11 protein-coding genes and 1 CRISPR repeat array are annotated in these 17,934 nt (G+C 35.2%); all 11 genes read right to left on the bottom strand.

Going from position 1 to position 17,934, the window contains the following annotated elements; translation table 11 throughout:
• Nucleotides 1–26: 26 nt before the first annotated feature.
• Nucleotides 27–1,094, bottom strand: a complete 1,068-nt coding sequence (gene aroC / locus C7390_RS02525) for a chorismate synthase (RefSeq protein WP_055175011.1) — start codon at nt 1,092–1,094, stop codon at nt 27–29.
• Between the two features lie 125 nt (nt 1,095–1,219).
• Nucleotides 1,220–2,968 carry a molecular chaperone DnaK gene (dnaK, locus tag C7390_RS02530; protein WP_022502751.1) on the bottom strand — a complete coding sequence of 583 codons (1,749 nt, stop codon included), beginning with the start codon at nt 2,966–2,968 and terminating at the stop codon, nt 1,220–1,222.
• A gap of 164 nt (nt 2,969–3,132) precedes the next feature.
• A complete protein-coding gene (locus C7390_RS02535) occupies nt 3,133–3,315 on the bottom strand; it encodes a hypothetical protein (RefSeq protein ID WP_022502752.1) in 183 nt (60 codons plus the stop codon).
• Between the two features lie 30 nt (nt 3,316–3,345).
• Nucleotides 3,346–3,777: direct repeats of the CRISPR family, unit length 36 nt; unit sequence GTTTTGTTACCATTCAAAATAACATACTCCTAAAAC.
• Nucleotides 3,778–3,834: 57 nt separating this feature from the next.
• A complete protein-coding gene (gene csn2, locus C7390_RS02540) occupies nt 3,835–4,533 on the bottom strand; it encodes a type II-A CRISPR-associated protein Csn2 (protein WP_116443535.1) in 699 nt (232 codons plus the stop codon).
• Nucleotides 4,530–4,850, bottom strand: coding sequence for a CRISPR-associated endonuclease Cas2 (cas2, locus tag C7390_RS02545; protein ID WP_022501372.1), 321 nt, complete (start codon nt 4,848–4,850; stop codon nt 4,530–4,532). The genes csn2 and cas2 overlap by 4 nt, the downstream gene beginning before the upstream one ends.
• The gene (cas1, locus tag C7390_RS02550) at nt 4,847–5,716 is read right to left on the bottom strand and encodes a type II CRISPR-associated endonuclease Cas1 (RefSeq protein ID WP_022501373.1); all 870 of its coding nucleotides are present in this window, start codon (nt 5,714–5,716) and stop codon (nt 4,847–4,849) included. Before cas1 ends, cas2 begins: the two co-directional genes overlap by 4 nt.
• Nucleotides 5,679–9,956 carry a type II CRISPR RNA-guided endonuclease Cas9 gene (gene cas9 / locus C7390_RS02555; RefSeq protein WP_116443537.1) on the bottom strand — a complete coding sequence of 1,426 codons (4,278 nt, stop codon included), beginning with the start codon at nt 9,954–9,956 and terminating at the stop codon, nt 5,679–5,681. Before cas9 ends, cas1 begins: the two co-directional genes overlap by 38 nt.
• Before the next feature lie 643 nt (nt 9,957–10,599).
• Complete coding sequence (locus C7390_RS02560) at nt 10,600–12,009, bottom strand: spore germination protein (protein WP_022501375.1); 1,410 nt, start codon at nt 12,007–12,009, stop codon at nt 10,600–10,602.
• Nucleotides 12,010–12,129: 120 nt separating this feature from the next.
• Nucleotides 12,130–13,464: an MATE family efflux transporter gene (locus C7390_RS02565; protein ID WP_022501376.1), complete on the bottom strand. Its 1,335-nt coding sequence runs from the start codon at nt 13,462–13,464 to the stop codon at nt 12,130–12,132.
• 33 nt (nt 13,465–13,497) lie between these two features.
• Nucleotides 13,498–14,202, bottom strand: a complete 705-nt coding sequence (locus C7390_RS02570) for a hypothetical protein (RefSeq protein WP_116443538.1) — start codon at nt 14,200–14,202, stop codon at nt 13,498–13,500.
• Nucleotides 14,203–14,327: 125 nt separating this feature from the next.
• Nucleotides 14,328–17,888 (bottom strand): pyruvate:ferredoxin (flavodoxin) oxidoreductase, encoded by a 3,561-nt coding sequence (nifJ, locus tag C7390_RS02575; protein WP_116443539.1) that lies wholly within the window; start codon nt 17,886–17,888, stop codon nt 14,328–14,330.
• Nucleotides 17,889–17,934: the final 46 nt, after the last annotated feature.

Here is a 17,934-nt window from a genome sequence, read left to right on the forward strand (position 1 = left end):
TCTCTTTCCTTATATATAATCTTAAATTAATCTCTCTTATAAAACTCTGTTATCCTGTCAATTCTTGATGTCATATTGGCAAATATCATATCCACAAGAGTAACTGCTGTCATCGCCTCAACAACAACTACAGCTCTTGGAACTATCATTGGGTCGTGTCTTCCCTTTATAGATATCTCTATATCTTCACCTGATTTATTAACAGTTTCTTGAGTTCTTGCTATTGAAGGTGTAGGCTTGACTGCCGCTCTTATGATTATATCAGAGCCATCGCTCATACCACCAAGCACACCACCACTGTGATTGGTCTTTTTGACAATCCTTCCATCTTTAATAGTAAAGCTGTCATTATTCGTACTTCCTGTACTGTCTGCTGCTGCAAATCCATCACCAATTTCAAAACCTTTTACAGCACCAATGGACATTATAGCCTTTGCAAGATTAGCATCCAGCTTCTCAAATACAGGGTCTCCAACACCAGCCATCATACCAGTTACAACACACTCAATTATTCCACCCATTGAATCCTGCTCTTTCAGCTTCTCATCTGCGTACTTCTCAACCTGCATAGCAGCATTACTGTCTGGCATATTAAATGCGTTATTATCACGTTCTTTCAAATCAAAATTATTATAGTCTATATTAATTCCGCCAATTCTTGATGAATATGCGCATACATTTATTCCAAGTTCCTCTAATATCTTAACAGCTATTGCTCCTGCCGCAACCCTGCCTATAGTTTCCCTTCCAGAGCTTCGTCCGCCGCCTCTGTAATCCCTGAAACCATATTTTTCATCAAATGTATAATCTGCATGTCCAGGTCTGTAATAGCCTGCTATCTCAGAATAATCTGCTGAACGCTGTGTTTTATTATATACTACCATAGAAATCGGCGTTCCTGTCGTCTTTCCTTCAAATACACCTGACAAAATACTTACTTTATCATCTTCTTTCCTAGGTGTAGTATACTTTGACTGTCCTGGTTTTCTTCTGTTAAGAAACTTCTGTATATCTTCTTCACAAAGAGAAATTCCCGCAGGACAGCCATCAACAACAACTCCGAGTCCCTCTCCGTGAGATTCACCCCAAGTCATAAATTTAAAAATATTACCATATGTTGAACCTGCTGCCACTTATCTGCCTCCTATTCTGTATACATCTATATAAAAAACTGATATTATCTATAAAATAACACTCTATAGATAATATCAGATTTCCATTAATTATTCAAAACATTTTCAAGATTAATTCTAAGCTCATCTAACTGATGTGCTAAATCTGCATTCATCTTCTCAGGCTTACACTTGACAACAATTCTTTTCAACTGGTTCATAGCTTCCTTTACAGCCTTCTTCTTAGCTTTATCCCATACCTTTTTATTCTGGCTGTATTCGCCCTCAGCTCTCTTTAAAGTATTCTCAGCTTCAATATGCGAATTCCAGTATTCCTCATTCTTCTTATCCTGCTCGCCATACACTTCCGCTTCCCACTTAGCTCTCTCAATCTCTTCCTCTGACATATTAGAGCTTGAAGTTATCGTAATAGACTGCTCTCTTCCAGTTCCAAGGTCTTTAGCTGATACATTGACAATTCCATTGGCATCAATATCAAATGTTACCTCTATCTGTGGAACACCTGCCATAGCCCTCTTGATACCATTAAGCTTGAAATTACCCAAAAGCTTATTATCCCTTGTAAATCTTCTCTCACCCTGAAACACCTTAATATCTACTGATGTCTGGAAATTACCAGCCGTAGTAAATATCTGGCTGTGTCTTGTAGGTATTGTAGTATTACGCTCTATAAGTCTGCTTGCAATTCCTCCAACAGTCTCTATTGACAAAGACAAAGGTGTTACGTCCATAAGTATAATCTCTGATGCCGCTGAGCCTGGCATAAGCTGGTTGCCAAGCTTGCCACCCTGAACCGCCGCACCAAGTGCCACGCACTCATCAGGATTAAGATTTCTTGATGGTTCTTTTCCCATAATCTGCCTTACCTTATCCTGAACCGCCGGAATCCTTGTTGAACCTCCAACAAGAAGCACCATTCCTATATCATTCTTATTAAGTCCTGCATCATGGAGAGCATTTTCAACAGGAATAACTGTCTTATCAACCAGATCAGCCGTCAGCTCATTAAACTGCTGTCTTGAAATATTCATATCCATATGATGTGGTCCATCTTTAGCCATCGCAATAAATGGGAGATTAATATTGGCATTAAATGCAGACGACAATTCTTTCTTGGCTTTCTCAGCCTCTTCTCTTAATCTCTGCATAGCTGAAGCATCTTTAGACAGATTAATTCCATCAGTCTCTTTAAAGCGTTCAACAAGATAATTAACAAGCCTTGCATCAAAATCATCTCCACCAAGATGATTATCACCTGACGTTGCAAGCACTTCAATAACATTATCCCCTATATCAATAACCGAAACGTCAAAAGTTCCTCCGCCAAGATCATAAACAAGTATCTTCTGAGGATTGCCATTATCAAGCCCATAAGCAAGTGCCGCACTTGTCGGTTCATTAATGATTCTAAGGACATTAAGTCCTGCTATCTTGCCCGCATCCTTAGTAGCCTGTCTCTGTGCATCATTAAAGTAAGCAGGTACAGTAATTACAGCATCTGTCACTTCCTCGCCAAGGAATCCCTCTGCATCTTTCTTTAACTTCATCAGAATATATGCTGAAATCTCCTGCGGTGTATATGACTTTCCATCAATCTTCTTCTTATAATCTGTACCCATATATCTTTTGATAGAGAAAATGGTTCTATCTGAATTAACTGATGCTTGTCTTCTAGCTGTATCTCCAACAAGACGTTCTTTGTTCTTGGTAAATGCAACAACTGATGGTGTCGTTCTATAGCCCTCACTATTAGTTATAACTGTCGGTGTATCACCTTCTATCACCGCCACGCAGCTATTAGTTGTTCCCAAATCAATTCCGATTACCTTGCTCATAATTCCTCCAACACTCATAGATTATCAATAAATCACAATACAATTCCATTAATAATATAAGTGTATCACATTTATTGGGAATTACCATTAATAAAAGCGGAATTAATTAGAAAAATTATATAAACTTATTTACTTATATTCCATACTCTTATCTGTAACTATGATTAATAAATCTCACAGTTATAAATATATCCGCAGTCACAGCTTACAACAAACCTCTCACCTCTAAGTGTATTTGTAATTCTAGGCATTGTTCCACATTTGGGACATCTAACTTTAATTTCCCTGTTTTGCATCATTTCTCTTTCTGCTTGTCTTGCTAATATAATCGCCTCTTCCTGTATCATACAACCACTCCCTTACATTTATAAAACAATTGCTTTTTACCATTCAAAATAACATACTCCTAAAACTGTTCCACCTTTTAAATTCCATACTGTTATGTTTTGTTACCATTCAAAATAACATACTCCTAAAACGATATAGCTGCTACATTGCTCATTGCACTTGTTTTGTTACCATTCAAAATAACATACTCCTAAAACCGTTCGTGGGTGGCTGTTACGACGACACTTGTTTTGTTACCATTCAAAATAACATACTCCTAAAACATAAGTCCTGTAAAGGCACAAGTGTAATTAGTTTTGTTACCATTCAAAATAACATACTCCTAAAACGTTCAATGCATCCTGAAGCAGACAGTTGAAGTTTTGTTACCATTCAAAATAACATACTCCTAAAACAGTGGGTCGCCATAACCAGATAACACTGATGTTTTGTTACCATTCAAAATAACATACTCCTAAAACCTCAAATAGAGTTTTTCAGGTGCTAGCAACACACCTGTATTTTGAATAGTAACATTTTTATTTATTATACAACACAATTTCATCATAATCACTATCAACAAACAATATTTTTTCATTTTTTATCGGCTCTTTTTCTTCACCTGTCTCTATAAGCAATATATTAACCTTTTTATACATCGCATATTTGTATATCTCATTTAATTCATCATCACTCAGATATAATTTCAGATTAACAAATATTAATAATTTTGCGACAGAAAGATATTCAACAGCATCTATTAACGAAAATATCTTATCTATAATTTCCCCTTTATTATTCGATATCTTAAGCCCTAATAATTTTAAATATTCTTGTATTCCTATACTATCTTTATAATTAAACTCAAACGGAAATTCATTAAACACGTCTAATACATTTAATTGTAATTTTTGAAAAAGAGTCTGAAACTCTGACATTCTTTCAAATTCCTGCTTATATATTTTTTCAATTTTATTATATAAAGCACTTTGTATTTTCTTTTGATTAAAATCAATATTAAACAAATCAATAACCATTAATGCTTCTTTTTCCATTTTAATCTCTGTATCATTATCTAGTATAATTATACGTTCTTTAGTATTTTGAATACCATTAATATTATCATTAAGGCTGTTTATAACATTAGCAAATAATTTTTTATCCTGAATTTGAAGTACATTAATACATTCTTCTGAAAATATTATGTCATTCTCCAGAGAAAATATTTTCATTATCATATAATAATTAACCTTTCCTCTCCATCCACTATATTTTCCTGTTCTCCACCTGACACATATTCAATCCCACTGAATTGTTTTTCTGTTATAACGAGCATTTCTACCAAGCCTTCCTGCGGCTTATTCTTTCTTATCTTATTCTTCATAAGATTAACCATAGTTCCATTCAGAACAAGCTTTGTATACACAGATTCCTGCATCATAATAAATCCCTCCTGAACAAGAAACTGCCGGAACTTTCTATAGTCGTGTCTGTTTTTATCTGTTATTGTGGGCAAATCAAAAAACACCATTACTCTCATAAATCTACTAATCATTCAAATTGATATATCATTGATGCAATAAAACTTTTCTGTTCTATCGCATTAAACATTTTGTCAAGATATATCTGAATAGCATTTGTAACATAATACTCACGCCCACAATAATTAATCCGCTTATTCAGAACATTTACAAGCTGCATCTTATAATCAGAATCAAATGTTTTATCTATGTTATTAAATACAATTTCGTCCACCAGAACTCTGAATGGTTCCATTAAATCACAGGATAGATTATATGGGTTGTATTCATTAGTATGTTTAATGCCTAACTGCGTTAAATATCCATCTGATACTATTTCTTTATTAAAATTAGATAATAAAATTCCATAACCATAATTTAGTGCCGCATTAATTGAATTGACATCATCTCTTGAAAATTCTTTGCCAAACAGACTATTAAAATACACTTTAGCTGCGTGTGCTTCCCTGTTTGTCATATCAAATGGCTCTATTTCTTCTGCATACTTCATTAATTTAATATTAGCTTCAAATCCATATTTAGAAAGCATTTCTGCCTGATTTAATATTTTCTGTTTCACAATATATGTCCATATTTCCTTGGCATACTCCATATCCCATTGAATCTGCTTACGTATTTTTTTACTAGAGTTATAAGCTCCATAATATGACATTAATTCACTGCATGGATTTCTTTTTTCATCACAGAATATAACTTTTATTTTTCTTTTAACCAGCTCACATAGAAGATATGATGTCAATGACACCTGAGTAGAATCAATTATAACTGTATTAATTTCACTCAGGTGTACCATCCTGACATCTTCACCTCTTGATATCATATAACCATTCTTATAACTTAATTTAACATGACTTTGTACTACTATCGTCCTCCAGCTCAAATGTTGTTCTCCTCTCGTATAAACCCGTAACTGACTTATCTACAAGTGTAATCTTTTTACCAACTTTTTCTCCAGTCTTTCGGCCCATTCTATTGGACAATCCTGTTGCATACTTTCCTAAATATGGATAGTCGGAGTCTGGCTGAACAAGCTTAATCATCTCTGCTATAAATTCTTTCTTATCCTTTACATCAAGTTTATCGAATGAATTATTTTCCTGTATCCTAACCGCTTCTTTAGAAAAGCCTTTGTATTCATCTTTAATTTTAGCTATAAGCAAATTATATAGTCCTATCAACTGCTCATCTAATAACTCTGTCTGAATATACTGCCATTTATCATTTTTACCATATTTAATATAATTCAACAGTCTGTTATATTGCTGATTAGCTCCGCCAAGCACAAATTGTTTTGAATTAATCACCTCTGTTGCACTAACAAGATAATATTCCTCTCCATTTTCTCCTATTATCATCTGGTATTTAGGAACCTTATTTCGTAATATTTCAACATCTGCAACACTATTTTTATTAGCTTCATTTAAAATGTCACACACATAATCATAAAGATTTATATCCTTATTTTTAATACCTCTTGCAATATATACAGGTATTTCAACGAATTCCATATGATACTCTTTTTTAACTTTCTTCTTCAGTGCCTTTTCGATACAATATTTTACAAGTACAAAATATGCTTTTTCACCACCTTTATATCCTCCATACTTTCTTGCATCAAGTTCTTTAAGATTATTAGCACCACGCATATTATTGCCCTGTTTTAAAGGTACAAGCTTGCTGCCTGCTTTATCCTCTCTTGGATATTTAGTTTCACTATAAAATGCTCCCGTATTTTCTTCTACCTTTTTAGATATAAGAACATCTCTATAACAGAATATTTTTCTCATATAGGCTATAATATCTTGACCATACCAGTCTGCTTCCTCATTATTACTGCTGAATTTACCAAGCGTTGCAAACCAGTTTACTCCATTATTGTTCTTTGTATTTTCATAATATTTACGCCATATTCTTCTATACTGGGAATAATTAAGCTCTTTCTGCAAACGTGGATAATTCTTCTGTATATACAATCCTATGATATTAGCAAGATATGCATCGTGTGCGTGATGATAATCATTCATATCCCTGTTTTTATAAAACATACAATTATCTTTATTTTCTATCCAAAATCCATTATTATCTTTTTTCTCATATGTAAGCATTTTCCTGACACTTGTGCTTAGACTAGCCTTTACTTCTATTACGTCAATCTGTTCATTATAATAATCGAGTATAAGATTGGCTACTGACTTTACGATCTGCCTTGTTTCGACAAGCTGTCGGTTAATAAATCCTTTCGTAAGTATGTCATCAACATTATTTTTCTGAAGATTATTATATTTCTTTTCTGATATTAATCCAGATTTTTTCAGGTTCTTCCAGTAATCCATCATCTCACTATCAGAAAATGATTGTGTAAATGCTTCTTTTACTATCTTATTGCCTTTATTCTGATTTTCTTTCTTTAATACCAATGCCTTATTATCCAGACTATCATCATCAGATAATGAATATGGAATTATATGGTCTATCTCAAGATTTTGTGGCTCATTAAGATTTAACTCTTTACCTGTATACAAAGATTTCCCATTCTGCATAAAGTAAAGATACACCTTTTCTTCATCTAAACGTTTCTCATATTGTTTTAATTCCTTATATACTTTTTCATTATACTCATCAACCACATCCTCTTTTAATTTCTTAAGTGCCTTATCAATAGCTCTTTTTCTTGAGTCAGCTCTTTTATTCTTAGCCTTAGGGTCATCTTCCCTTGCAAATTCAATATATATCTGCTGTGGTTTTTCACCCATATATTCAATTATCTCTTCGATTGCCTTCATTGTCTGCCATATACCACGCCTGTTAGCTGGTGATGTATGCATATCCTGTATAACATCTAATAAATCTTTTGTTCCATCATATCTAGGTCGGTTATCATCTATTATCTGCTTTATCTTCTCATCTTTATTAATAATCTGCATAAAATTAGGACAATAATCGCAATATGCAAATCTTTCGTCAGCATCCTCAAGCATTTCAATAATAGTTGTTCCCATATCACCTTTTATGCCATTTAACAGTTTAGAAGAATAACGCCCCCAGCCCTTGAATTTTAACTTCAATATCTTCTTTAACTGTTCAGCACTAAGCCTGTCTGCATACTGCTTATTTATCTTTCTTTTAACTATATCTTTATCTTCAAATACAGTAATCCAGTATATTATATCTTCTATCATTTTTTCATTTTGTTCATCTATATGTCCTAGTATACGTCTGAACTTATTATAACTGCTTAGAGCGCAGGCAAAGCCATCATCGCTCTGGTATCCTGTAACATCATATCCTTTGCCATTAACCTTGACATAATTAACTTTATTAAGATATTCTTTAAAATCTTTATCGCTTACCTTAACCCTTCCCTTGCCAATAAATAAATCATTTATTATTGCTTTTCTGTCTTCTTTACTAAGTTTCCTGCCATCTATTCTTATCTGTGATAACTCCTCTAATAACATATATCTCTGATATAACAATGACTCCTTTGGAAGCACTTTTTCATTAGGAAGATATGTACAGTAATTCGTCATCCTCGTAATAAAATCTTCTGCCGTAACATCTATATCCACAACATCTTTAACATTCCAAGGATACACCTTTTCGTTTTCTTTCCCATCTTTTTTCGTCATCCACGCAAAATTACGATTTCCATTGCTATTATTATTAAGCGGTCCTACATAATAAGGAATTTTTGAAGTAAGCATTTTAAGCAATAGTTCTTTATTATCCCTTAATTCTTTGTAGTACACTCCCTGTTGTGTCAATATCTTATCCATCTCCATTAAATTTAACTGATATGGTATTGCGGAATTATCAACATTATTTATCTTTTCAAGAAATGTTTCCTGTTCCATTTCTACCAAAATCTTCTTATAAACTTCATCATCTGCCGCCCTCTCACCTAATATTTTCATTATGCTTTGATACAACTGTTGTTTTGTATTGTATTTCTTGTTTGTTTCATTACTCAGCCTTTTTATTCCTTTTATATAGTTGGCATAATTAACTATATATTTACCTTCTTTATTCTTTTCCTGATGAAAAAATTCACTATATTCATCCTGACTTGTATACTTATGAAACAAGTATTTTAATGCTTTAAGCTGTTCGCTATGTTTTTCATATTTATCTACCATAGCATATGAAAGATACTTATTATCACCTAATATGCTGTGAAGCACTTTCCACGAATATATCTTTTTAAGAGTTTCAATAATATAATATCTTTCTCCAAGCGTATCACTTAACTTTTCCTCCTTCTCCTCATATTTGGCATCTGCGAATTTAGCTTTCAACGCTTTACCATCTTCATCTGTTAAACTGTTATCATTAACAATAATCCCTACATTAAATTCATAGCCAAGAACTGCCGCCGCAAGTTCCTTTGAATATTTATTATCATAATCTGCTTTGATAAATGTATCTGTTATATATTCTTTTTTATCTTTATTTTTCACTTTATTATCTGCCAAATAATTTTTCATTTCTTGATATAAAGCATTATTCTCGGCATTGTTATCTGTATCTTCTTTTTCCTTAACATATACATTTACCAAATGTTCTAACTCTATAAATGTATCTTCTATATTATCTATTGCTTCAAATGACTGTCCCTCAAATAAAAAGTGTCCTCTATACTTCATCATATGGTGTAATGCCAGATATATAAATCTTGGGTCAGCCTTCTCTTTTGTTTCAAGTAAATGTTTCCTCAAATGATATATTGTTGGATAATCTGTGTAATATTTAACATCATCATATCCATTATCATTAAATAATAAAAATGGTGCTTTTGCTTTATCGCTCTTATCCTCATTCCACAAAAATGCTTCGTCTAATCTTGCATAAAAATTAGGATCAATCGGCATTATCATATCTGACATTATCTTTCTTAGCTCTATAATTCTCGTTCGTCTTCTTTTATAACGCCTTCTTGTACTTCTTTTTATCCTGCAATCAGCCGCTGTATCTGCTGACTCAAACAATCTTACTCCCCAAGCACTATTTCTATATGTGTTGCCATTATTACCTTTCCTATTTACTTTTAGCAAATACCCATTCTCATCTGTTAAACACCAGCCGACAGAACCAGTTCCTATATCTAACCCTATGTTATACATAATTTCTTTCCTCCTGTATTATTATATTACTTTTTATTTTCCTCATTTTCTGTATTTACTCATTTAGAGTTTACATATTAGTTTTGCTAAATATTTTGTATGTAACATCATAATTACAATATTTATCCTTAACCATTATCTGTTTATCAATTGTAATGATACTCCTTTTATATCATATATTCAACATTTTCCTCCATATACAACAACATTATTTTTATTTTTATTTGCAGATAAAAAAAAAGTCCAAAAATGTTACTTTTCAGACTTCTTAGTTTAGTTGCCATACGCAACTGTAATCATTTAGTTTAAAAATTTATTTTAACCTGCTATGTTATTTTGAATGGTAATAACATTATTATAGTATAACAACTACAAATAAATGTCAACACTCATATTTCATAAGCCTAAAACTATACAACAACAAATGTTTTATAACATATTATAATATAACCATATCTTAATCACCACAAAACCTTATTAAATCAGATATCTCACATTCTACATTTCATTTAATCCAAACAATATAATATCCTAATATAAAATACAATTAAACGGCAATTCTTTCAAATAAATCATACATAGCTTTTGTCAATATCTATTATATAAATTTTTAGCAAAATTGCAAGAACAATATATCTTTTCTCTACTTATAACTATGCGGCAGTCTGACCCTGAGTACCTTCCTCTTAAGCATTTTCCCATCCCAGGGAATAAGCGGATATATATAACTCTTCCCCGTTATAGTCCTGTTAAATGCTATCATAAGCACAGATATTACAACTCCTGCAATAAATCCGCCAAGATTAAATATCTGTGTGAGTATAAGAGTAAGCACCCTTAAGAACTTAAATGCGTAACCCATTTCAAAGTTTGTCTGTCCATAAGTTCCTACTGTTACAACCGCCATATAAAGAAGTGCCTCCGGATTAAACCAGCCTGAACTAACTGCATATTCACCAACAACAATACCTGCTACAATGCTTAAAGGTGTCGATAACATAGTAGGTGTATTGACTGCCGCAAGCTTAAGACCGTCAACTGCTAACTCAAGTATAAGGAGCTGTAAAAGCACAGGCACGGTTATATCATCTGTTATAAGCACAAATTTCATAAATTCAGGAACCCAGTCAGGATTGTTTACAAAAAGCAGCCATAACGGAGTTAATATCCACGTTACAATAGAGAAGAAAAATCTTGTAATTCTAAGATATGAGCCAATCATTGGTGAAAAGTTAAAATCATCCGCTTCCTCTATAATATCAAAGATAGAGGCTGGAATTATCATAACTGCGGGAGAATTGTCTACCATAATTACAATATTCCCGTCAAGTATGGCTGCTGTCGCAGTATCAGGGCGTTCCGAGTATTTAAACTTTGGAAATGGGTTAATCCACTTATGTGTAAACATACACTCCGCAAGACTTTCTATATTCATAGTGAGTGCATCCACATCTATTGATTGTATAAGCTTTCTCATTCTATTAAGAACACTCTGGTCAACAGAGTCAGATATATAACATATCGCAACATCTGAACGTGAACGTCTGCCAACTCCATATAATTCCATAGAGAATCTTGGGTCACGTATCCTTCTTCTTAAAAGTGCCGCATTAGATACAAGTGTTTCCACAAAACCATCCCTTGAACCTCTTAACACCCTGTCTTTCCACGGCTCTGATACTGAACGCATAGGATACGTTCTGCAATCTATTAACAGACATTCATCAAAACCGTCTATCGTCATAATAGATACACCTGACAGAAACTGTGTTATAACATAATCAACATTTCCACTCCTTGTAACCTCTGTATAAGGCATACCTTTCTCCAGAAATATATCAAGACTTGTTATGTCCGATTCTTTCAACGAATAAAAGAACTGCATAAGCTTCTCAGCCATATCTTCCCGAACAAATCCATCTATAAAAAAGAAGCCAGCCTTACGCCCCGCAATTATTACTTCTCTCTGAAGTATATCAAAATTACGTTCTACGTTAAGACTGGTTTCCAACCTTTTAATATTCTCTTTAACATTACAGCTAAAATCACTCATTATAGGCATCCTTTCAAACAATCTCAACCAGCTAACATTACCTCACAGTGCTGTGATGTAACATCACCACCAGCCCTGAACAGATAACTATAACATTAAGATTGCCCTGTTACCGTGATTTTATTCATATCTCTTAAGCTTATTACAACAGTGTATAAATGCCGGAATCAAGAATAAATCAGCTGCTATCCACGCCGCCGGATTGGCAAGACACGCACCATTAAAACCAATATGTGGAATTAAAAGTATTGCAACAAGTGTTCTTGCAAGCATTTCAAATACACCTGCTAATATAGCAAATACCGAAAAGCCCATTCCCTGTATACAGAATCTGTATACATTAACACCTGTAAGCGGGATATAGAACAATGCTGATGCCATTATAAATCTTCTTGTCAATTCTATAATTGCAGTTTCTCCTGCATCAACGAACAGGAGTGCAATATAATCAGCCGAGAAATATAACACCACAAGTGCAACAACACTGTATACTGCACCAATTAACATTGCAGCTTTTATGCCCTTTCCGAGTCTGTCTATCTTTCCAGCACCAACATTCTGTCCTCCATATGTTGCCATTGTAGAACCAAGTGCATCAAATGGACAGCAGGTAAAGTTAAACATCTTAGAACCAGCTGTCATAGCCGCTACATATGATGAACCAAGTCCATTTACTGCCGCCTGAAGTATTGTACTTCCTATTGCTGTTATCGAATACTGAAGCCCCATAGGAACCCCTATGAAGCACAGGTTGCTTATATGTTTTTTACTTATCACTTTTTCCTGCTTAGTGCCCTTAAGTATGTCAAACTTCTTGTACATATATATTGTACAGCCAACTCCTGCTATAAGCTGTGATACAACAGTTGCAACGCCTGCTCCTGCAACACCCATCTTTACATATAATATAAGTATGAAATCCAAAGCTATATTTATGACTGATGACAACACAAGAAAATATACAGGCGTCTTGCTGTCACCAAGCGAACGAATTATACCTGACACAATATTATATAAAAATACTGTTGGAATACCTGCAAATATAATCACAATATAATTATAAGCATGCATAAATATATCATCAGGTGTGTTAAGCAGTCTTAATATCGGAGCACAGAATACAACTGACAATATCGTCATAACAACAGCAAATACTGCACTGCATACATACCCATTAAATACATATTTTCTAAGTTCACTGTATTTCCCTGCACCAAACTGCTGTGCAACCGGAATAGCAAAACCACTGCATATACCCATACAAAAACCAATAATCATAAAATTGATAGAGCTTGTTGCGCCAACACCAGCCAGTGCTGACACACCAAGCGTTTTACCAACTATCATTGTGTCAACAAGATTATAAAATTGCTGAAAAAGCATTCCAAGAAGCATTGGAAATGCAAATCCAAGAATTAATCTAAGGGGTGAACCCTTTGTCATATCCTTTGTCATTGTCTTTCTCCTTGTCCGCTAAAGTGTTCCGTTCTAATTAACCGTCACTCTGCCCATTGTTATTTTATCCAACAGCTTGTGATTCTCAGTAACATCATATTTAATCTTAATCTTTTCTTTGTAGAAATCGCCATCATAATTAAACAACGAACTGTCGCCCTCAAAGCCTTCTTCCTGTACCTTCTGTGCAGCTCTTGTTACATATTTCTCAACAAGCTTCTTTCGACACAAGATGTTATATATATCGTCTTCTGTCAGCTTAGTATTATTATGAGCTTTTTCAGACATATCTTCATAGGTATCGTGTGCATTTGATTTGCACGATTGCTTATCACTATCTGTCAGATATAGATTATATACTGTTGACTCATATTCCATTATATAATCATACTCACATAAATCTATCGCCAGTTGTTTAGCATAATCCCTTGTAAACACACTGTCAAGTGAATTCTTAAAATGTGTATTCCAAAATTCATTAGCATCATCAGGATTATACTGTAACGCCATCTCATTTATCTTCTTTTCCACAACATACACATAATAAGAGAAATCTTTCAAAGTTATGTTCTCACCATTAATTGTTATAACATTTTCCTGTAAATGTTTCTCGTATATGAAATCTTTATTCTTATTATACCTGTATACAAGGAATCCAAGTGCAACTATAAAAGCCGCAAGGATTACCAATGCTATTACTTCTATTTTTTTGTTTTTTAATGCACCTTTTTCACTCATACAAGCCTCCAATCTTTTGTTTAAAAAAGAACCCCTTAACAATTAAATTATATGTTAAGGGGTTCATAACCATAATATCCGGATAATTATCTGTAAAGATAATTACTCAGGTATTTAATTTACAATTACTTGTATAAATCAACAAGCTTGAGTAAATGCTGATATCTCTCATTAGCAACTTCCTCAGACTTAGCAAAGAGTCTTTCTGCTCTTTCTGGGAATGGCTTAACAAGACGTGTATAACGTGCCTCATTGTTAAGGAAATCCTGATATGAGCCGTCGCCTTCCTTAGATGTTAATGTGAATGGATTCTTTCCTTCAGCCTTTAATGCAGGGTTGAATGAGAAGAGATTCCAATATCCAGCCTTAACAGCCTTCTTCATTTCATCCTGGCAGTGGTTCATACCACCCTTAGCGATACCGTGAAGTTCGCAAGGAGCATAACCAATGATTAATGATGGTCCGTTATAGCTTTCAGCTTCTTCGATAGCCTTTAATGCCTGCGCTGGGTTAGCACCAAGAGCAATCTGTGCTACATATACATAGCCATAGCTCATAGCGATTTCAGCTAATGACTTCTTGCCGATTTCCTTACCAGCTGCTGCGAACTGGCATACCTCACCGATGTTAGAAGCCTTAGAAGCCTGTCCACCTGTATTAGAATACATTTCTGTATCAAATACCATAACATTTACATTCTCGCCTGAAGCAAGTACATGGTCAAGACCACCGAAACCGATATCGTAAGCCCAACCATCACCACCGAAGATCCATACAGACTTCTTAGCAAGGTAATCCTTCTTAGCAAGTACTTCTGGAGCTGTTGGGCATCCATCTGCTGCTGCCTTTTCAAGTTCTGCAATAAGAGCTTCTGTAGCTGGTGTGTTAGCCTTAGTATCATCCTTTGTCTCAAGGTACTTAGCTGCTGCTGCCTTAAAGCTATCTGTTGCCTTATCAGATGCAGCCATCTCTTCGATCTTGCCAATAGCCTGATCACGAAGAACTTTCTGTCCAAGATACATACCAAAACCATGTTCTGCATTATCCTCAAATAATGAGTTAGCCCAAGCTGGTCCCTTTAATGTATCTTTATTAACTGTATATGGTGATGTAGCTGCTGGACCACCCCAGATTGAAGAACAACCTGTAGCGTTAGAAATGTACATCTGCTCACCAAATAACTGTGTAATTAATCTTGCGTATGATGTCTCTGCACATCCTGCACAGCTTCCTGAGAATTCAAGGAGTGGCTGGTTATACTGAGAACCAATTGGTGTATTTACTAATGCTGGCTTAATATCCTTCTTACCTACGTTAGCTACAAGGTAATCGAATACTGGCTGCTCTTCTGCCTGTGATTCCTGTGGAACCATCTTAAGAGCTTCTCCAGCCTTAGGACATACAGTAACACATTCGCCACATCCCATACAATCTAATGGAGATACTGACATTGTGTACTTCATTGTTGTGTCTGTTGCATGCTTAGAATCAGCAAGCTTAATCTGTGATGGAGCTTCTGCCTGTTCCTTAGCATCAAGAATGAATGGTCTGATAGTTGCGTGTGAACATACGAATGCACAGCTGTTACACTGAACACAGCTTGCTGGATCCCACTCAGGAACCATAACGGCTGTTCCTCTCTTCTCGTATGCTGAAGCACCTGTCTCAAACTGACCATCTGCAATATCCTTGAAAGCAGATACTGGAAGGCTGTCACCATCCATCTTTCCGATAGGATCAAGAAGTTCGTTAACCATCTTAACTGTAGCAGGACGTCCTGTTCTTTCAACTGGCTTCTTATCATCAACTGCTGTTGCCCAGTCTGCTGGTACTTCTACCTTATGTACTGCATCAACACCTGCATCGATAGCCTTATAGTTCATCTCAACTACTGCATCACCCTTCTTGCTGTATGACTTCTTAGCAGCTGCCTTCATATATTCAACAGCTTCATCAATAGGCATTACGTTAGCAAGCTTGAAGAATGCTGACTGTAAGATTGTGTTAGTTCTCTTACCCATACCGATTTCAATAGCTTTATCAATAGCGTTGATTGTGTAAAGCTGGATATTATTCTTAGCAATATACTGCTTAGCTTCTGCTGGCATATGCTGATTAAGTTCTTCATCTGACCACTGGCAGTTAATCATAAAGATTCCGCCTGGCTTAACATCCTGAACCATCTTATAACCCTTAACAACATATGAAGGATTATGACATGCTACGAAGTCAGCCTGATTGATATAGTATGGACTTCTGATTGGGTTATCACCAAATCTTAAGTGGCTGATTGTAATACCACCTGTCTTCTTAGAGTCATACTGGAAGTATGCCTGAATATACTTATCTGTATGGTCACCGATGATCTTAGTAGAGTTCTTGTTAGCACCTACTGTACCATCACCACCAAGACCCCAGAACTTACATTCTACTGTACCAGGAGCTGAAGTAATAGGAGCTGGCTTAACCTCTGGAAGTGAAAGGTTAGTAACATCATCAACAATACCGATTGTGAATCTGTTCTTTGGCTCATCCTTCTCTAATTCCTTATATACAGCGAATACTGATGAAGGAGGAGTATCCTTTGAACCTAAACCATAACGTCCACCAACTAATGTGATATCGTTAAGACCTGCTTCACGAAGTGTTGTAGCAACATCAAGGTAAAGTGGCTCACCAAGTGATCCTGGTTCCTTAGTTCTGTCAAGAACAGCAACCTTCTTAGCTGTCTTAGGAAGAACCTTTAAGAGTGCCTTAGATGACCATGGACGGTAAAGTCTTACTTTAACAAGACCAACCTTCTCACCCTTAGCTGTTAAGTAATCAATAACTTCTTCTGCAACGTCGTTGATAGAACCCATAGCTACGATAACTCTGTCTGCATCAGGTGCACCATAGTAGTTAAATAAGTCGTAGTTAGTACCAAGCTTCTCGTTAACCTTCTTCATGTACTTTTCTACTACTTCTGGAAGTTCATCATATACTGTGTTACATGCTTCACGATGCTGGAAGAATACATCTCCGTTTTCATGTGAACCACGCATAGCTGGCTTGTTAGGGTTAAGTGCATGAGCACGGAACTCTTCAACCTTGTCCATTGGGCACATTTCCTTAAGATCTTCGTAATCCCACTTTTCAATCTTCTGAATCTCGTGTGATGTACGGAAACCATCAAAGAAGTTGATGAATGGAACCTTGCCATCAATAGCTGCAAGATGTGCAACTGGGCTTAAGTCCATAACTTCCTGTGGGTTTGTCTCAGCAAGCATAGCAAAACCTGTCTGACGACATGCATAAACATCACTATGATCACCGAAAATGTTAAGTGACTGTGTAGCAACTGTACGAGCTGATACATCAAATACACAAGGAAGCTGTTCAGCAGCAATCTTATACATATTAGGAATCATAAGTAAAAGACCCTGTGAAGCTGTGAATGTTGTTGTAAGAGCACCTGCTGCAAGTGAACCATGTACTGTACCAGCAGCACCTGCTTCAGACTGCATCTCTGTTACCTTTACTGTGTTACCAAAAATATTCTTTCTTCCTGCTGCTGACCACTGGTCAACAACATCCGCCATTGGGCTGGAAGGAGTGATAGGATAGATACCAGCTACTTCTGTAAATGCATACGCAACATGAGCAGCGGCTGTATTACCATCCATTGACTGTTTTTCTCTAGCCATTGTTATATAACCTCCTAAATCGAAATATGAGATAATAATCTCTCTA

Origin of the sequence: Bacteroides galacturonicus, assembly GCF_003096855.1 — a bacterium.
Taxonomy (GTDB): Bacteria; Bacillota; Clostridia; order Lachnospirales; family Lachnospiraceae; genus Lachnospira; species Lachnospira rogosae.